This window comes from Microbacterium sp. Cr-K20, from assembly GCF_000708325.1.
Taxonomy (GTDB): Bacteria; Actinomycetota; Actinomycetes; order Actinomycetales; family Microbacteriaceae; genus Microbacterium.
Genome location: NZ_JARE01000002.1, coordinates 1 through 13,720, shown reverse-complemented (window position 1 = coordinate 13,720; position 13,720 = coordinate 1). Strand labels below are relative to the sequence as shown.

At 69.3% G+C, this 13,720-nt stretch carries 18 protein-coding genes; 9 read left to right on the top strand and 9 right to left on the bottom strand.

Annotated features, from left to right (window positions below; translation table 11 throughout):
- Positions 1–19: 19 nt before the first annotated feature.
- Both GZ67_RS0100265 and GZ67_RS0100260 read right to left on the bottom strand, forming a co-directional pair.
- The gene (locus GZ67_RS0100265; RefSeq protein ID WP_029264289.1) at positions 20–775 is read right to left on the bottom strand and encodes an SDR family oxidoreductase; all 756 of its coding nucleotides are present in this window, start codon (positions 773–775) and stop codon (positions 20–22) included.
- Positions 776–873: 98 nt separating this feature from the next.
- Positions 874–1,629, bottom strand: a complete 756-nt coding sequence (locus GZ67_RS0100260) for an SDR family oxidoreductase (protein WP_029264290.1) — start codon at positions 1,627–1,629, stop codon at positions 874–876.
- 205 nt (positions 1,630–1,834) lie between these two features.
- Between GZ67_RS0100260 and GZ67_RS0100255 the strand changes: the two genes are divergently transcribed.
- The 3 genes from GZ67_RS0100255 (at position 1,835) to GZ67_RS0100245 (ending at position 4,578) form a co-directional block, all read left to right on the top strand.
- Positions 1,835–2,785: an alpha/beta hydrolase gene (locus tag GZ67_RS0100255; RefSeq protein WP_029264291.1), complete on the top strand. Its 951-nt coding sequence runs from the start codon at positions 1,835–1,837 to the stop codon at positions 2,783–2,785.
- A 40-nt stretch (positions 2,786–2,825) separates the two neighbouring features.
- On the top strand, positions 2,826–3,569 hold the full coding sequence (locus GZ67_RS0100250) for an alpha/beta fold hydrolase (RefSeq protein WP_029264292.1): 744 nt from the start codon (positions 2,826–2,828) through the stop codon (positions 3,567–3,569).
- Between the two features lie 70 nt (positions 3,570–3,639).
- The gene (locus tag GZ67_RS0100245; protein ID WP_051662218.1) at positions 3,640–4,578 is read left to right on the top strand and encodes an alpha/beta fold hydrolase; all 939 of its coding nucleotides are present in this window, start codon (positions 3,640–3,642) and stop codon (positions 4,576–4,578) included.
- Between the two features lie 67 nt (positions 4,579–4,645).
- Here the strand turns inward: GZ67_RS0100245 and GZ67_RS0100240 are convergent, their stop codons facing one another.
- On the bottom strand, positions 4,646–5,383 hold the full coding sequence (locus GZ67_RS0100240) for an SDR family oxidoreductase (RefSeq protein WP_029264294.1): 738 nt from the start codon (positions 5,381–5,383) through the stop codon (positions 4,646–4,648).
- A 222-nt stretch (positions 5,384–5,605) separates the two neighbouring features.
- Here GZ67_RS0100240 and GZ67_RS0100230 point away from each other — a divergent pair, with 222 nt between their 5' ends.
- The 4 genes from GZ67_RS0100230 to GZ67_RS0100215 all read left to right on the top strand — a co-directional run bounded on the left by GZ67_RS0100230 (position 5,606) and on the right by GZ67_RS0100215 (position 8,387).
- Positions 5,606–6,196 carry a hypothetical protein gene (locus GZ67_RS0100230; protein ID WP_029264295.1) on the top strand — a complete coding sequence of 197 codons (591 nt, stop codon included), beginning with the start codon at positions 5,606–5,608 and terminating at the stop codon, positions 6,194–6,196.
- A 100-nt stretch (positions 6,197–6,296) separates the two neighbouring features.
- A complete protein-coding gene (locus GZ67_RS0100225; RefSeq protein WP_029264296.1) occupies positions 6,297–7,067 on the top strand; it encodes an SDR family oxidoreductase in 771 nt (256 codons plus the stop codon).
- A gap of 25 nt (positions 7,068–7,092) precedes the next feature.
- Positions 7,093–7,992: an RNA polymerase sigma-70 factor gene (locus GZ67_RS0100220; protein ID WP_029264297.1), complete on the top strand. Its 900-nt coding sequence runs from the start codon at positions 7,093–7,095 to the stop codon at positions 7,990–7,992.
- Entirely contained in the window at positions 7,989–8,387 is a 399-nt protein-coding gene (locus tag GZ67_RS0100215) for a hypothetical protein (RefSeq protein ID WP_051662217.1), read from the top strand. Before GZ67_RS0100220 ends, GZ67_RS0100215 begins: the two co-directional genes overlap by 4 nt.
- Positions 8,388–8,424: 37 nt before the next feature.
- On the opposite strand, the gene GZ67_RS0100210 is transcribed toward GZ67_RS0100215, so the two are convergent.
- Positions 8,425–8,880, bottom strand: coding sequence for an Lrp/AsnC family transcriptional regulator (locus tag GZ67_RS0100210; protein ID WP_029264299.1), 456 nt, complete (start codon positions 8,878–8,880; stop codon positions 8,425–8,427).
- Between the two features lie 98 nt (positions 8,881–8,978).
- On the opposite strand from GZ67_RS0100210, the gene GZ67_RS0100205 reads away from it, so the two are divergent.
- Positions 8,979–9,602 carry a LysE family translocator gene (locus GZ67_RS0100205; RefSeq protein ID WP_029264300.1) on the top strand — a complete coding sequence of 208 codons (624 nt, stop codon included), beginning with the start codon at positions 8,979–8,981 and terminating at the stop codon, positions 9,600–9,602.
- A gap of 97 nt (positions 9,603–9,699) precedes the next feature.
- Positions 9,700–10,152, top strand: a complete 453-nt coding sequence (locus GZ67_RS0100200) for a hypothetical protein (RefSeq protein ID WP_029264301.1) — start codon at positions 9,700–9,702, stop codon at positions 10,150–10,152.
- A gap of 9 nt (positions 10,153–10,161) precedes the next feature.
- Here GZ67_RS0100200 and GZ67_RS0100195 read toward each other — a convergent pair whose 3' ends face one another.
- The 5 genes from GZ67_RS0100195 to GZ67_RS20690 all read right to left on the bottom strand — a co-directional run.
- Positions 10,162–10,389: an RNA-binding S4 domain-containing protein gene (locus tag GZ67_RS0100195; protein ID WP_029264302.1), complete on the bottom strand. Its 228-nt coding sequence runs from the start codon at positions 10,387–10,389 to the stop codon at positions 10,162–10,164.
- A gap of 123 nt (positions 10,390–10,512) precedes the next feature.
- Positions 10,513–11,340: a PepSY domain-containing protein gene (locus GZ67_RS0100190; protein WP_029264303.1), complete on the bottom strand. Its 828-nt coding sequence runs from the start codon at positions 11,338–11,340 to the stop codon at positions 10,513–10,515.
- Positions 11,341–11,418: 78 nt separating this feature from the next.
- Positions 11,419–12,735 (bottom strand): HAMP domain-containing sensor histidine kinase, encoded by a 1,317-nt coding sequence (locus tag GZ67_RS0100185; RefSeq protein WP_029264304.1) that lies wholly within the window; start codon positions 12,733–12,735, stop codon positions 11,419–11,421.
- Entirely contained in the window at positions 12,728–13,405 is a 678-nt protein-coding gene (locus GZ67_RS0100180) for a response regulator transcription factor (RefSeq protein WP_029264305.1), read from the bottom strand. Before GZ67_RS0100180 ends, GZ67_RS0100185 begins: the two co-directional genes overlap by 8 nt.
- Positions 13,406–13,459: 54 nt before the next feature.
- On the bottom strand, positions 13,460–13,720 hold a 261-nt coding region (locus GZ67_RS20690), incomplete at its 5' end, for a putative immunity protein (RefSeq protein ID WP_029273723.1).

Below are 13,720 nucleotides of genomic sequence, written 5' to 3'. Positions count from 1 at the left end.
CGCTACGTGGTGCGGTCTGTTACTTGCGGGGCGGGTTCAGCGGCAGCCACTGTTCGAGAGTCGTCTCGAAGATGTGCGCGCCCTCGACGGGGATGAGGGTGCGCTCCTCGATCACGGCGCCGTAGTACGGAGCGGTGTCGTCGCGGACCACCGTGCGGGCGTCGCCACGGAACGTCAGCGCGCGCCGGGCGAACTCGTCCATGCCCATGGCCTCGGGGCCCGCGATCTCGAAGTCGCCGGCCGGTTCGCCCGCCGCAGCGCGCGCGACGGCGGTCGCCACGTCCTCGGCTGCGATGGGCTGGATCAGCGCGCCCGGCAGGCTCACAGTGTCGCCCTCCGTCGAGATATCGGCGATGCTGCCGACGAACTCGAAGAACTGCGTGGCGTGCACGAGGGAGTACGGGATGCCCGACTCACGGATGAGCTGCTCCTGCGCCACCTTCGCGGCGAAGTAGTCGATGTGCTGCGGGCGGTTCGTGCCCACGATGGTGAGCGCGACGTGGTGGGTCACGCCCGCCTCCGCCTCGGCTGCCAGCAGGTTGCGCGTGGAGGTGGTGAAGAACTTCAGGACGTCCTGGGCCTCGAACGACGGCGAGTTGGACACGTCGACGACCGTGTTCGCGCCGACCAGGACCTCGGCGAGTCCTTCGCCGGTGAGCGAGTTGACGCCGGTGTTGGGAGAGGCGGCGACGGCCTCGTGGCCGTGCTCGCTCAGCTTCGCGACGACCTTCGAACCGATGAGGCCGGTTCCTCCGATGACGACGATCTTTGCCATTTCATGCCTTCCTTTCCGGGGCGCCGAAGGGGTGCCCATCAGCTATGACCGAGTGGCAGCCCTCGTTGTGACGGATGCCATCGCGCACGGTCTGGTCTTCAGACGGTCGCCGCGATACGCCACTCGTGGTACCTCGTGGGAGCGATCGTCGCGGTCGCTTCGGGGAGTAGATCGCGGTTCTGCAGACGCGCTCCGAAATAGGTGCCGAGAGGGTCCGCGACCACTTCACGCTCGTCCTGCCGGGCCCGGAGATCCTGGGCGGCGATCTGTTCGAGGCTGAAGACCTCCGGACCGCCGAACTCCACCATGCCGAAGAGCGGTTCGCCGACGGCCGTGCGAGCGACCGCTTCGGCGACATCGTCGGCGGCCATCGGCTGCACGAGCACATCCGCGACACGGACGGCGCCGCTGCGCGCCGCCTGGTCGGTGATGTTGCGGATGAACTCGAAGAACTGGGTGGCGTGCACGAGGGAGTATGGGCGTCGCGACTCGACGATCATCCGCTCCTGCTGTTCTTTCGCCACGAAGTAACCGCCCTCCGCACGGGCCAGACGGTCGGTGCCGACGACGGAGAGTGCGACGTGATGGCGGACTCCGGCGGCCTCGCCGTAGGTGAGCAGGTTCATCGTCGAGGTGTAGAAGAAGTCGCGGGCGGCCTCCTCGTCGGTGTACGACGAGTTCGAGACGTCGACGACGACGTCCGCGCCGACCAGAGCATCCTCCAGCCCTTCGCCGGTGTACGAGTTGACGCCGGTGGCGCGAGCGGCGGAGATGACATCGTGCCCGCTCGTTCGCAGCGTGCGGACGAGCCTCGTGCCGATCAGTCCTGTTCCGCCGATGACCGTGATTCGCATGTCTCTCCCTCGTTGCCGATGCCGGTTCCGGATCCTCTCCGTACGAACATGACCGCGCAGCCGCTCGCGTTGTGACACCGACCGACGGGCGGCGGACCGGCTCCGAAGATGTCGTCACATTCTTCGGCCTCACCTGGTCCTGGCTTGCAAGAGCCCATGATCGGTGACGATCCGGACCGGCTCGCACCCCACGAAAGGATCTGCCATGACCGACCATGTTCTCGAGCCCGAAGCCCGGGCATTCGCCGAAGCCGCAGGAAAGCTTCCGTTCCTCGCCGACCTCGGCGTCGACGGCGCGCGCACACTGCTGGACGACGTCCAGGCCGGGCCCATCGCGAAAGCCGACGTCACCGACGAGTGGGTCACCGTCCGCGCGGAGGTCGGCGACGTGCAGGTGCGCATCGTCAAGCCCGTCGGCACGACCGGGGAGCTCCCCGTCGTGCTCTACGTCCACGGCGGCGGCTGGGTGCTGGGCAACTCCGGCACGCATGACCGTCTGGTTCGCGAGCTCGCGAACGGTGTGCAGGCGGCGATCGTCTTCGTCGAATACGAGCGCTCGCCGGAGGCGCACCACCCCGTCGCCATCGAGCAGGTCTATGCCACCGCGCGGTGGATCATGAACGAGGGCGCGATCAAGGGCCTCGACGCCTCACGACTCGCCATCGCCGGCGACTCGGTCGGCGGGAACATGGCCGCGGTGGTCGCGATCCTCGCCAAGCGGCGCGGTGACGTCGTCTTCCTGCACCAGTCGCTGTACTACCCGGTCACCGATGCCGGCCAGAACACCGGGAGCTACCGCGAGTACGCCGAGGGATACCACCTGCGCGCCGACGCGATGGCGTGGTTCTGGGACTGCTACCTGCCCGATGTGGGAGCCCGCAAGGACGTGACCGCCTCCCCGCTGCGCGCCCCGATCAGCGAACTCGAGGGGCTGCCGGAGACCCTCCTCATCGTCGACGAGAACGATGTGCTCCGCGACGAGGGTGAGGCATACGGTCGCAAGCTCATCGAGGCCGGCGTGCGGACGGCCCTCGTGCGCTACGACGGCACCCTCCACGACTTCATGATGCTCAACCCGCTGCGCAGCTCCGCCGCCACGACGGCCGCCATCGAGCAGGCCATCCACGTGCTCCGCAAAGCCCTGACCGTCGCCTGACCCCGCACCACCCACCCCGCCCCCGAAGAAAGAAGAAACCATGTCCACGGAAAAGCCCACCATCGTCCTCGTCCACGGCGCGTTCGCCGAATCCGCGTCCTGGAACGGCGTCATCAGCCGGCTGCAGAGCCACGGCGTGACGGTCGTCGCCGCCGCGAACCCGCTGCGCAGCCTCGCCGTCGATGCCGCCTACGTGCGCGATGTGATCGCCTCCATCGGCGGACCCGTGATCCTCGTCGGCCACTCCTACGGCGGCATCGTGATCACCGAGGCTGCGGCCGACAACCCCGCCGTCGTCGGTCTCGTCTACGTCTCGGCGTTCGTCCCGGAGACCGGCCAGAGCGCGTTCGACCTGTCGACGAGCGCGCCGGGAAGCACCCTCGGCGACACCCTCACCGCGTACCCCGTGACGACCGGTGGCAACGAGTTCGCCATTCGCACGGAAGCCTTCCACCACCAGTTCGCGGCAGATGTGGCGGAGGATGTCGCCGCCCTCATGGCCGCGACCCAGCGGCCCGTCACCGAGGCGGCGCTCTCGGATGCGGTCACCGCCGCGAACCCGGCCTGGAAGGGCATCCCCTCCTGGCACGTGTTCGGCGACCAGGACCTCAACATCCCCCTCGCCGTCTTCCGCGCCGGTGCGGAGCGTGCGTCGTCTCGGGCGACGCGCGAGATCGCGGGGGCATCGCACGCCGCCCTGGTGTCGAACCCCGACATCGTCGCCGAGGTCATCGCCTCCGCCGGCAAGGCGTACGTCGCGAGCCAGACGTCGAGCGCGGCCTGACACGACCGCGGCGCCCCGCACTGCCACCGCGGTGCGGGGCGCCGCACCATCGGCCAGAGAAGGAATGACCATGACCACTGCCCCCTCCGCGTTTCCCGCCGCCAGCCGTGTCGATGCGGGAGACCTCTCCGTCGCCTACTTCGACCTCGGCGACCCGCAGGCGGATCCCGTCGTGCTCCTGCACGGCTACCCGTACGACGTGCACAGTTATGTCGAAGTCGCGCCGATGCTCGTCGAAGCCGGATACCGGGCGATCGTCCCGTATCTGCGCGGCCACGGCGGCACCCGGTTCCGCGATCAGGACGCGCCTCGGACCGGAGAGCAAGCGGCGCTCGGGTCCGACCTCCTGGCGTTCATCGACGCCCTCGAGCTGGACGAGCCGGTGCTCGCCGGGTACGACTGGGGCGGTCGCGCCGCCTGTGTCGTCGCGGCGCTGTGGCCCGAGCGGATCTCGGGCCTCGTCTCGGTGAACGGGTATCTCATCCAGAACATCGCGGCCTCGCAGACGCCGATACGCCCCGACCTGGAAGCCGGATTCTGGTACTTCTGGTACTTCGCCACCGATCGCGGACGCGGAGGGCTCGACGCCAACCGACGCGAGATCGCCGACGTGATCTGGCGCCGAAATTCGCCGGAATGGGTCTTCGGCGACGCCGAGATGGATCGAGCCGCCGCCGCGTTCGACAACCCCGACTACGTCGACGTCGTGATCCACTCCTACCGACATCGGCTCGGGCTGGCGGCCGGGGCGCCGAAGTACGAAGAGCTCGAGCGCGTACTGGCGTCGGCCCCGCCCATCAGCGTGCCGACGATCACGATGGATGGTCTGGCAGACGGCAACTTCCCCGCGACCGACGGCACGCCGCAGTCCCACCTGTTCACCGGGCCGCGCGAGCATCGACGTATCCCACACGCGGGGCATCACCTCCCGGCCGAGGCGCCCCACGCGTTCGCCCAGGCGGTGGCCGACGTCGCCGAGCCGCCGGGGGACGGCGCGGGGACTCCGTGAGCTGAAGGTGCGCCGCCGTCAGGACGACGGCGGCGCACCATTCGCGACACGGAGGGAGCCGTGGTCCTCAGTGCAGCTGATCGGTGGGCCGCACCAGGATCTCGTTCACGGCCACATGCTCGGGCTGTCCGAGGGCGTACACGACGGCCGCCGCGATGTCCTCGGGTTGGAGGGTGCGCATCGACTCGCCGATGCGATCGGCCGCCTCCCGCATCACCGGGTCGGTGGTGTGGTCCACGAGCTCCGTGGCGACGAAGCCCGGCTCCACGACGATCGTCCGCACCCCGTACGGGGTCGCCTCCTGGCGGAAGGACTCGGCGAACGCGGTGATGCCGAACTTCGTCGCGGAGTAGGCGGCGTTCCCGGCCGACGAGATGCGTCCCGACGTCGACGACACCTGCACATACGAGCCATGTGACTCGATGAGGTGGGGGAGCGCGGCGTGGGCGGCGCGCATCGAACCCAGCAGGTTGGTCTCCACCATCCGCACCCACTCGTCCGTGTCCGCGTTCAGGATCATGCCCGCGAGCATCAGACCGGCGTTGTTCACGAGGGCGTCGAGCCGACCGAAGCGGGCGACGACCGCGGAGACGACCTGGTCGACGGAATCCGGGTCGGTCACGTCGAGCTCCATGGCCACCATCTCTCCCGGCGCTTCGTTCACCAGCGTCTGCAGGCGATCGGCGCGACGACCGGCCGCGACCACGATCGCCCCTTCATGAGAGAGGGCGAGGGCGGTGGCCCGGCCGATCCCCGACGACGCACCGGTCACGAGCACGACTTTGCTTCTGAGACTGCTTTCCATCTGCTTCTCCTGATCTTTTCTCGGACGCCAATGTGACCGCGAACCACGTCGCCCTGTGACATCTCGGACGGGCTGTTCGCTCGAGGCTTGTCACAACCGGGGCGCCCACCCGGTCTCTGCTGTCGACAGCGCGATATCGCGCCCCACGACCCGGAAGGTGAACATGTCGACCATCAGCGAGCAGGCATTCTCCCTCACCGACGCCGAGCGACGGCGCGAATCATGACCGATGAGACGCCCGACCTCTCCGCCCTGAACAGCGCGGTCGGGACGGAACTGTTCGTGCTGCAGTCGGCGGCGAGCTCGACGATCAGCGAAGCGGGAACGCGCAGTTCCATCTACCTGTCGACCCTGTCCAGCGGTCTGGTGGCCATCGGGTTCGCCGCGAACTCGCCCGCCCTGATCGGTATTCTCGCGTTCACCGTCCTGCCGGCGATCTTCGCGCTGGGATGGTTCACGGTCGTGAGACTCGTCGACACGAGCGTCGAGAACATCACTGCGCGTCGACGCATGGAGCGGATCCGCGAGTACTTCGTCAGCCTGCATCCGCGGGGCTCCGAGCTGATCGCGCTCGACGCGCCCCAGTCCGGCGAGCTCGGGGTGCGGTACGCGCGCTCCTCGTTCCTGTTCACCATGGCCAGCATGGTCGGCGCGGTGAATGCCGTACTCGGCGGTGCCCTCGTGACCCTGGCGCTCGTCGGGGTCTTCTCCGTCTCCGAGCTGCCCGCCCAGACCGCGGGCATCGTCATCGGTGCGCTCCTGCTGACCGCGACCCTGATCTACGAACGACGACGGATCCGGGCTGCCACGTGAAAGTTCTCCGACTGTTGTCACACTTCGAGGTGCTGTCCGGTCACTGTTGACGAGAACCCCCTGCGCGCACGGCGCGGGACCCAGGAACGGAGCGAGCGAGATGCGGATCGTCGTGTTGGGTGGGACCGGCCAGGTGGGCCGGATGGTCGTCGAGAAACTCGAACGTCGAGCTCAGGCGGTCGTGGTGGCTGCGCCGGCGAGCGGCGTGGATGCGCGCAGGGGGCAGGGCCTCGATGCGGCGCTCGAGTTCGCCGATGCCGTGATCGACGTCACCAACGCCCCGGACGTCTCGGGCTCCGCCGCACGCGAGTTCTTCGAGACCACCACGCAGCGTGTGCTGGAGGCGGAGGAGCGCGCGGGAGTGAAGCATCACGTCGTGCTGTCGATCGTCGGCGCGGATCACGCCGGGGAAGACGGATACTTCGCCGCCAAGGGCATGCAGGAGAACCTCGTACGGTCGGGGCCGATCGCCCACTCCATCCTCCGATCCACGCAGTTCTACGACTTCGCGCGGAAGATCGCGGAGTGGAACACAGCACAGGACACCGTGCATCTGCCACCGAAGCCCGTACAGCCCGTCGCGGCATCCGACGTGGCCGAAGCGCTGGTCGACCTGGCGATGGGGGATCCGCTCGGCGGCGCGGTCGACTTCGGAGGCCCCGAGCAGATGGCCCTCCCCGAGTTCGTGAGTCGCGTGCTCCGCGTCGACCATGACCCGCGCTATGTCGTCGAGGACGAGGACACCACTACCCTGGGCTTCAACATCTCCGGAGACCTGCTGCTTCCTCGGTCTCCGCTGCGTCTCGCGTCCACGACCCTCGATGCCTGGGTTCACGAAGAGGGCCGACGCCTGGTCGCAGGACTCCGATGAGGACAGGGGGGCGAAGGGCGTGACGATGGCCGAGAGCGGATTCGGTGAGACCGCAGACCTCGACGAGGCGGTACGGGTCTTCGACACGCACCGCCGACGACTCTTCGGCATCGCGTACCGGATGCTGAGCACGGTCGCCGATGCCGAAGACATCGTGCAGGAGACGTGGATCCGCTGGCAGAACACGGATCGCAGCAAGATCCAGGAACCCGTGGCGTTCCTGACGACGATCACCACCCGGCTCTCGATCAATGTGCTGCAGTCGTCGCATTCGCGGCGGGAGACGTACATCGGCCCGTGGCTTCCCGAGCCCGTGAACACGGATGACGATCCGGCGCTCGGTGCCGAGCGGGCCGAAGCGCTGCAGTTCGCGATCCTCCTGACGCTGGAGAAGCTGACGCCGACCGAGCGGGCGGCCTACATCCTGCGCGAGGCGTTCGACTATCCGTACCCACGTATCGCCGAGGTGATCTCCAGCAGCGTCGTGAGCGCGAGGCAACTCGTCAGCAGGGCGCGGGCGCACCTGTCGTCGGCGCGCAACGCCCACGTCGATCCGGTGGCTCAGCGCCGCCTGCTCGAGGCGTTCCTCACGGCTGCCCAGAAGGGCGATGCGCACGAGCTCGAGGCGCTCTTCGCCGCCGATGTCGTCAGCTACACCGATGGCAACGGCGTCAAGCTGGCTGCGCGTATCCCCGTGATGGGTCGCGGTCGCGTGGCGAAGTTCGTCGCGGCGTTCGCGCACCACTTCTGGATCGGGAAGACCATCGACTGGGTGCAGGTGAACGGCCAGCCCGCGGCCACTCTCGTCGAGAACGGGACGGTCACGACCATGGTCACGGTGACCACGTCCAGCGAAGGCATCCTGCAGCTGCTCTGGGTGATGAGTCCGCAGAAGCTCGGGCACGTCAACGCGGTCACCGCATGACCCGCAAGCACTACCCGGCGTGGCTGCGCCGGCGCCGTCATGATGCTGCCGATGTCGACACCGTCGAGTCGCTCGCGAGCGCGCTCTGCTCGTTGGACGAGGAGGCGATCCAGGCGCTGCTCCACCCGGAGGTCGAGGTCGTCATCGACAGCGGCGGTCACGTTCCAACCGGTCCGATGCCGGCGACGGGGCCGGAGGCGGCTGCCGCGGAGCTGCGTGCGCTGATGACGCCGGGGACCTTCATCGCTACCGCATCGATCAACGGTGTCCCCGGGCTCACACTCGTCCGCGACGAGCGTGTCGTCGCCGCACTCACGGCGGAAATGCGATCACGCCTGCTGTCCAACATCTGGATCGTGTGCAACCCCGACAAGCTGCGTCACTGGAATCGATAGCGGAGCGCGTCCGCCGGCGGTGACGTCGCTCGGTGCCTCAGGGAATCGGCACCGCGCGGTCGGCGCCGAGGCGCTTCATCACCATGGTCGAGGTGAGCCGCTGCACGCCGGGGAGCGCCCCGAGGGTGCTGTCGTAGAGCTCCTGGTACGCGCTCATGTCCCGGGTGAGGATGCGCAGCATGTAGTCGGGGTCGCCGAACAGGCGCTGCGCCTCGGCGACCGCGGGGATGGCCACGACCGCCTCTTCGAACGCGACGATGGTGTCCTTGTCGGTGCGCCCGATCGTCACGAACACGATCGCCTCGAACGTGAGCCCGACCGCCTTCGGAGCCACCACCGCGCGGTACCGCTCGATCGCCCCGGACTGTTCCAACTCCTTGAGCCGTCGATGGCAGGCCGAGAGGCTCAGACCGACCTGCGAAGCGAGGTTCGTCGCGCTCATCCGGCCGTCATCCTGCAATAGCGAGAGAATCTCCCGGTCAAGTGCATCCATGGCGACAAGTCTTGCAGGATTCGGCCGTCAGTACGCGAAGAATCGAAGCACCTTTCGCGGGATCCTTCGTAGTCTCTTCCTCGGATTGAGGAGGACCGATGGATATCGCACTGGTCATGCAGTTCTGGCTGGTGGCGGTCATGCTCGCGCTGACCCCCGGTGCCGACTGGGCGTACGCGATATCGGCCGGGCTGCGCGCCCGCTCGATCGCGCCGTCGATCCTCGGGATGCTCGCCGGCTACACGGTCGTCATCGTCGCCGTTGCGCTGGGGCTCGGCGCGCTCGTCACCGCGTATCCGGTCACGCTCACGACCCTGACCGTGGTCGGGGCGCTCTACCTGATCTTCCTCGGCGCGACGACGCTCGCCAGCCGACCGGCTCCGATCGCCGAGAGCGGGGAGCCGATCGCGACCGGCGGATGGTCCCAGTTCCTGCGCGGGTCGGGAGTGAGCGGCATCAACCCCAAGGGGCTGCTGCTCCTGCTCGCTCTGCTGCCGCAGTTCACGAGTCCGGACGGCTGGTCGTCGACGACGCAGATGCTCGCGCTCGGCGGACTGCACCTGCTCAACATCGCCGTCGTCTACACGACGGTCGGACTGCTCGCCCGCCGCCTGCTGCGTACCCGCCCACGCGCGAGCTCGCTGGTCACCCGCCTCGCCGGCATCGCGATGACCGTCATCGGCGTCGGGATCCTCATCGAGCAGGTGTTCGAGTGGTTGTGAGCAGCGCTTAAGCACGGTGCTCGGCGACGCCTCGATCACAGGGCCGGGGTAGCGTCGGACGCGGATCCATCTGTGGGCGACGGGAAGGGTGACAGGCATGGCACGGACCACCACGGCCCTCCGTCTGCTGCTGCCGGCGTTCCTGCTCGGCGCGATCATCGCCATCTCATTCCTGGAGGCGCCGCTGAAGTTCCTGGCGCCGGGCGTCACGATCCCGATCGGGCTGGGCATCGGGCGACTCGTGTTCACGGCGTTGAACGTGCTCGCGGGAGTGGTTCTCATCGTCCTCACCGTGGTGAGCCTGCGCGCGCGGGCGGGGCGCGCGACGCTGGGGATCCTCGGGGCGATCTGGCTCGTCTACGTCGTCGAGGTCGCCGTCATCCGCCCCGTGCTGAATCAGCGCAGCGACCTGGTGATCGCGGGACTCGCCGCCGCCGGGACCAACTGGGCGCACTACGCGTACATCGTGGCCGATGTGACTCTGGTCGGCCTGCTGATCGTCCTGATCGTCGTGACCGTGCGGAAGGTCCTACCGCGCGACGGCCGCTGAGCTCCCGCGTCAGGGACGGACGCGCACCGTTCGGCCTTCGAACGACACCAGGTCGCCGTCGCGCAGCTGGCGTCCGCGGCGGCGATCGACCTCGCCATTGACGGTCACGTATCCGTCGATGATGACCTCTTTGGCGTCGCCGCCCGAGTCGAGGAGGCCGGCGAACTTGAGGAACTGTCCGAGGCGGATCACTTCGCCGCCGATGGAGATGTCATCGATCGGTCCGGAGGTGCTCATCCCTGAATGCTAGCCGTCGCCGCGGCCGCCCCGGCGCATGACGATGCCGCCGCCCCCGGGGGAGGGGCGGCGGCATCGGGCGTGTCGGACGTCGCAGGACGGACCGGGGACGAGGCCCTCGGCTCAGTCGATGTCGGTCCCGACGACCGCGAAGTCGGCGCTGAAGTCGATGTCGATCGAGCGGTTGTCCGACGTGAGGACCGACGCGTCGTAGGGGCTCACGTCGTCGCCGTCCACATCGAGGTCGGTGATCATGCCGTCGGCCTCCGCGAGCGCGGCGTCGACCAGCGAGCGGATCGTCGCGTCGTCGAGCGTGAGCGCGGGGCCGGTGTCGTCGCCGTCAGCGGGATCGGTCTCGATGACGGAAGCCGCGAGGTTCTCGTCGACGCGGACGTCGGTCTCGGTGCCGTCGGCGGTCGTGAGCTGCACCTCCCAGGTGCCGTCACGCTTCGCGTCGATCGACGTGACCTCGCCCTCGGCGGCGCCTCGTGCGGCATCCGCGATCTGGATGAGCTCGTCGGCCGATGCCGTGCCGATGCCGGTCACCGGACCGCGGTCGTTCGACGAGCCGTCGTCGTCGTCGCGGCGGTCGTCGCGATCACCGTGGGGCGCTCCCTCGTCGTGACGCGGGCCGTCCGACATCGCGGGCCGGTCGTCGTCATCGCCGAACTCATCGCCGATGGCCGCCCCGACCGCGATACCGCCGCCCGCGAGGATCACGGCCGCAGCGATGCCACCACCGATGAGGAGTGCACGCTTGCGCCCGGGGTTCGGCGCGGATGCCGCGGGGGTGGCGACCGGCTCGGCCGCGGGGAACGTGGGGTGCTGCCCGACACCGGCTGCCGGCGTGGCCGCGTCCGCAGCGGGGGTGACCGGAACAGTCTGCGCATCCGGGGTGCTCGCGGGGGTCTGGTCGGGAGTCTGGTCCGGGGTGGGTGTCTTGTCGTCCATGTCCCGATGGTCTCGCGCGGGCGCTGAAGCCTCCCTGAAGCCTCCTGAAGCGGTCTTCAGGAACGGCCGATCAAGCGCTCAGCCGCCGAGGGGCAGCGTGAGGACGAAGCGGGCGCCGCCCCAGCGGGAGTCGTCGACCGCGAGCGTTCCGCGAGCGGAGGCGGCGATGCCCTGCGCGATCGCGAGACCCAGTCCGCTGCCACCGGCATCGCGGCTGCGCGCCTCGTCGAGGCGGACGAAGCGCTCGAAGATGCGGTCGCGCTCCTCGGCCGGCACGCCGGCGCCGTCGTCCTCGACCGTCACGAACACGTGACCGCCCGAGGGGGTCACGCCGATCGCGACCCGGCCGCGGCTGTGCCGCACGGCGTTGTCGGCGAGGTTGCGCACCAGCTGCCCGAGCAGACGGGGATCACCGTTCACCCTGGCCGCCTGGATGCCGGAGCCGTCGACATCGAACCCGGCCGCGCGCAGTCGGCGCACCTCACCGAGCGCGATGTCGTCGAGGTCGACTGCCTCGTCGTGCGTGCTCGCACCCTCGTCGAGCCGGGCGAGCAGCAGCAGCGACTCGACGATGCCCTGCAGGCGCAGCCCCTCCTCCGAGACGACCTCCGCGAGCTCGCCGATGCTCGTCACGTCCGGGTGTGCCTGCGCGAGCTCGGCGTGCTGACGGATGGTCGCGAGCGGGGAGCGCAGCTCGTGCGAGGCGTCCGACACGAAGCGTCGCTGCGCGGTGGCGGCGGCATCGAGTCGGTCGAGCATCCCGTTCATGGTGGTCGCGAGTGCCGCGATCTCATCGGCCGTCTCAGGCACCGGCACGCGCTGGTGCAGGCGCTCGGCGGTGATGCCGTCGACCTTCTCGCGGATGCGCTCGACCGGACGGAGCGCCCGGCCGACCACGAGCCAGGTGGTCACCGCGACGAGCAGCAGAAGCAGGGGCACGGCGATGGCGAGCAGAGTCGCGACCGTGGTCAGGGTCTCGGCGTCGTCGTCCATGGACACGGCCAGCACGAGCGTCTGGTCGTCATCGAGGTCGTCCGAGACGACGAGCATCCGCTCCCCGTCGACGGTCAGCGTCTGCGGGTCGTCGGACACGGGCAGGGCCGCAGAACCGAGTGCCTCCCTGGCGTCTTCGCTGGCCGCCCGCACCGATCCGTCGGCGCCGATGAGCTGCACGAACTCGTCCTCGAGGGCGTCGATCCCGCCGCGGCCCGGTCCGTCGCTGCGCTCGGCGAGCTCGTCGAGGCGCTGCTCGGCCGCCCGTTCCGTGCTGCCGTGGATGCTGGCGCTGAGCACCCCGTAGAACGAGAAGGCGCCGATGAGCAACGCCACCGCGACGACGACCGTCGCCCCGAGCGTGGTCCTCCCGCGCACCGAGCGCCAGCTGCGACTAGCCACCGTCGGCCGCCAGCCGGTAGCCCGCACCGCGGATCGTCTCGATCGCCTCGCGGCCGAACGGCTTGTCGAGCTTGCGGCGCAGGTGCCCGACGTAGACCTCGACGATGTTGGGGTCGCCGTCGAAGTCGTCGTCCCAGACACCCTCGATGAGCGCGCGCTTCGACAGCACCTGGCCGCGGTGGCGCATCAGATACTCGAGCACCGAGAACTCGCGCGCGGTGAGCGTGATCGGGGTGTCGCCGCGCCAGACGCGGTGGGCGGCGGGGTCGAGTCGCAGGTCGCCGGCTTCCAGGACCGCGGGGCGAGCGACGGCTCCGCGGCGCACGAGGGCGCGGAGGCGGGCGACGAGGATCGCGAACGAGAACGGCTTGGTGACGTAGTCGTCGGCGCCGGTCTCGAGCGCCTCGACCTGGTCCCACTCGCCGTCCTTGGCGGTCAGCATCAGCACGGGCGTCCAGTTCTCCTCGGCGCGCAGCGCCTCGCACACCTTCCAGCCGCTCATGCCCGGCATCATCAGGTCGAGCACGATCGCGTCGTACCGCGTCTCCCGTGCCCGCCAGAGCCCGTCGCCGCCGTTGTGCGCGACGTCCACGGCGAAGCCCTCGGCTTCCAGGCCGCGGCGCACACCCTCGGCCAGGCGCACCTCGTCGTCCACCACCAGGATCCGCATTCCTCCAGTGTGGCCGGTCGACGCTGAATCGGGGCTGAAGCTCGGGACGACGCGTCAGCGGAGGTGAGCCTGGATCTCGCGGATCACCTCGCCCAGCGTGCCGGTGGCCAGCAGGCCGGGGCCGAGCGGGCCCGCGGAATCCTCGCCGAGCGGCGGGAGTGCGCACAGTGCGGCGGATGCTGCGGGGGAGAGGGCGGCGAGTTGCCAGCGCACCTCTTCGGCGCGTGCCTCGGGCGCCGAGGGGTGCGCGAGCTCCACGGCTTTCGCGGCGTATGCCGCCGCTCCGAGTGCATGGGCGCCCATGTGGGCGACGCC

Bases quoted from the DNA above. Each gene is read 5' to 3' on its own strand.
- GZ67_RS0100265 (WP_029264289.1), bottom strand. From the start codon at position 775: ATGGCAAAGATCGTCGTCATCGGAGGAACCGGCCTCATCGGTTCGAAG.
- GZ67_RS0100260 (WP_029264290.1), bottom strand. From the start codon at position 1,629: ATGCGAATCACGGTCATCGGCGGAACAGGACTGATCGGCACGAGGCTC.
- GZ67_RS0100255 (WP_029264291.1), top strand. From the start codon at position 1,835: ATGACCGACCATGTTCTCGAGCCCGAAGCCCGGGCATTCGCCGAAGCC.
- GZ67_RS0100250 (WP_029264292.1), top strand. From the start codon at position 2,826: ATGTCCACGGAAAAGCCCACCATCGTCCTCGTCCACGGCGCGTTCGCC.
- GZ67_RS0100245 (WP_051662218.1), top strand. From the start codon at position 3,640: ATGACCACTGCCCCCTCCGCGTTTCCCGCCGCCAGCCGTGTCGATGCG.
- GZ67_RS0100240 (WP_029264294.1), bottom strand. From the start codon at position 5,383: ATGGAAAGCAGTCTCAGAAGCAAAGTCGTGCTCGTGACCGGTGCGTCG.
- GZ67_RS0100230 (WP_029264295.1), top strand. From the start codon at position 5,606: ATGACCGATGAGACGCCCGACCTCTCCGCCCTGAACAGCGCGGTCGGG.
- GZ67_RS0100225 (WP_029264296.1), top strand. From the start codon at position 6,297: ATGCGGATCGTCGTGTTGGGTGGGACCGGCCAGGTGGGCCGGATGGTC.
- GZ67_RS0100220 (WP_029264297.1), top strand. From the start codon at position 7,093: ATGGCCGAGAGCGGATTCGGTGAGACCGCAGACCTCGACGAGGCGGTA.
- GZ67_RS0100215 (WP_051662217.1), top strand. From the start codon at position 7,989: ATGACCCGCAAGCACTACCCGGCGTGGCTGCGCCGGCGCCGTCATGAT.
- GZ67_RS0100210 (WP_029264299.1), bottom strand. From the start codon at position 8,880: ATGGATGCACTTGACCGGGAGATTCTCTCGCTATTGCAGGATGACGGC.
- GZ67_RS0100205 (WP_029264300.1), top strand. From the start codon at position 8,979: ATGGATATCGCACTGGTCATGCAGTTCTGGCTGGTGGCGGTCATGCTC.
- GZ67_RS0100200 (WP_029264301.1), top strand. From the start codon at position 9,700: ATGGCACGGACCACCACGGCCCTCCGTCTGCTGCTGCCGGCGTTCCTG.
- GZ67_RS0100195 (WP_029264302.1), bottom strand. From the start codon at position 10,389: ATGAGCACCTCCGGACCGATCGATGACATCTCCATCGGCGGCGAAGTG.
- GZ67_RS0100190 (WP_029264303.1), bottom strand. From the start codon at position 11,340: ATGGACGACAAGACACCCACCCCGGACCAGACTCCCGACCAGACCCCC.
- GZ67_RS0100180 (WP_029264305.1), bottom strand. From the start codon at position 13,405: ATGCGGATCCTGGTGGTGGACGACGAGGTGCGCCTGGCCGAGGGTGTG.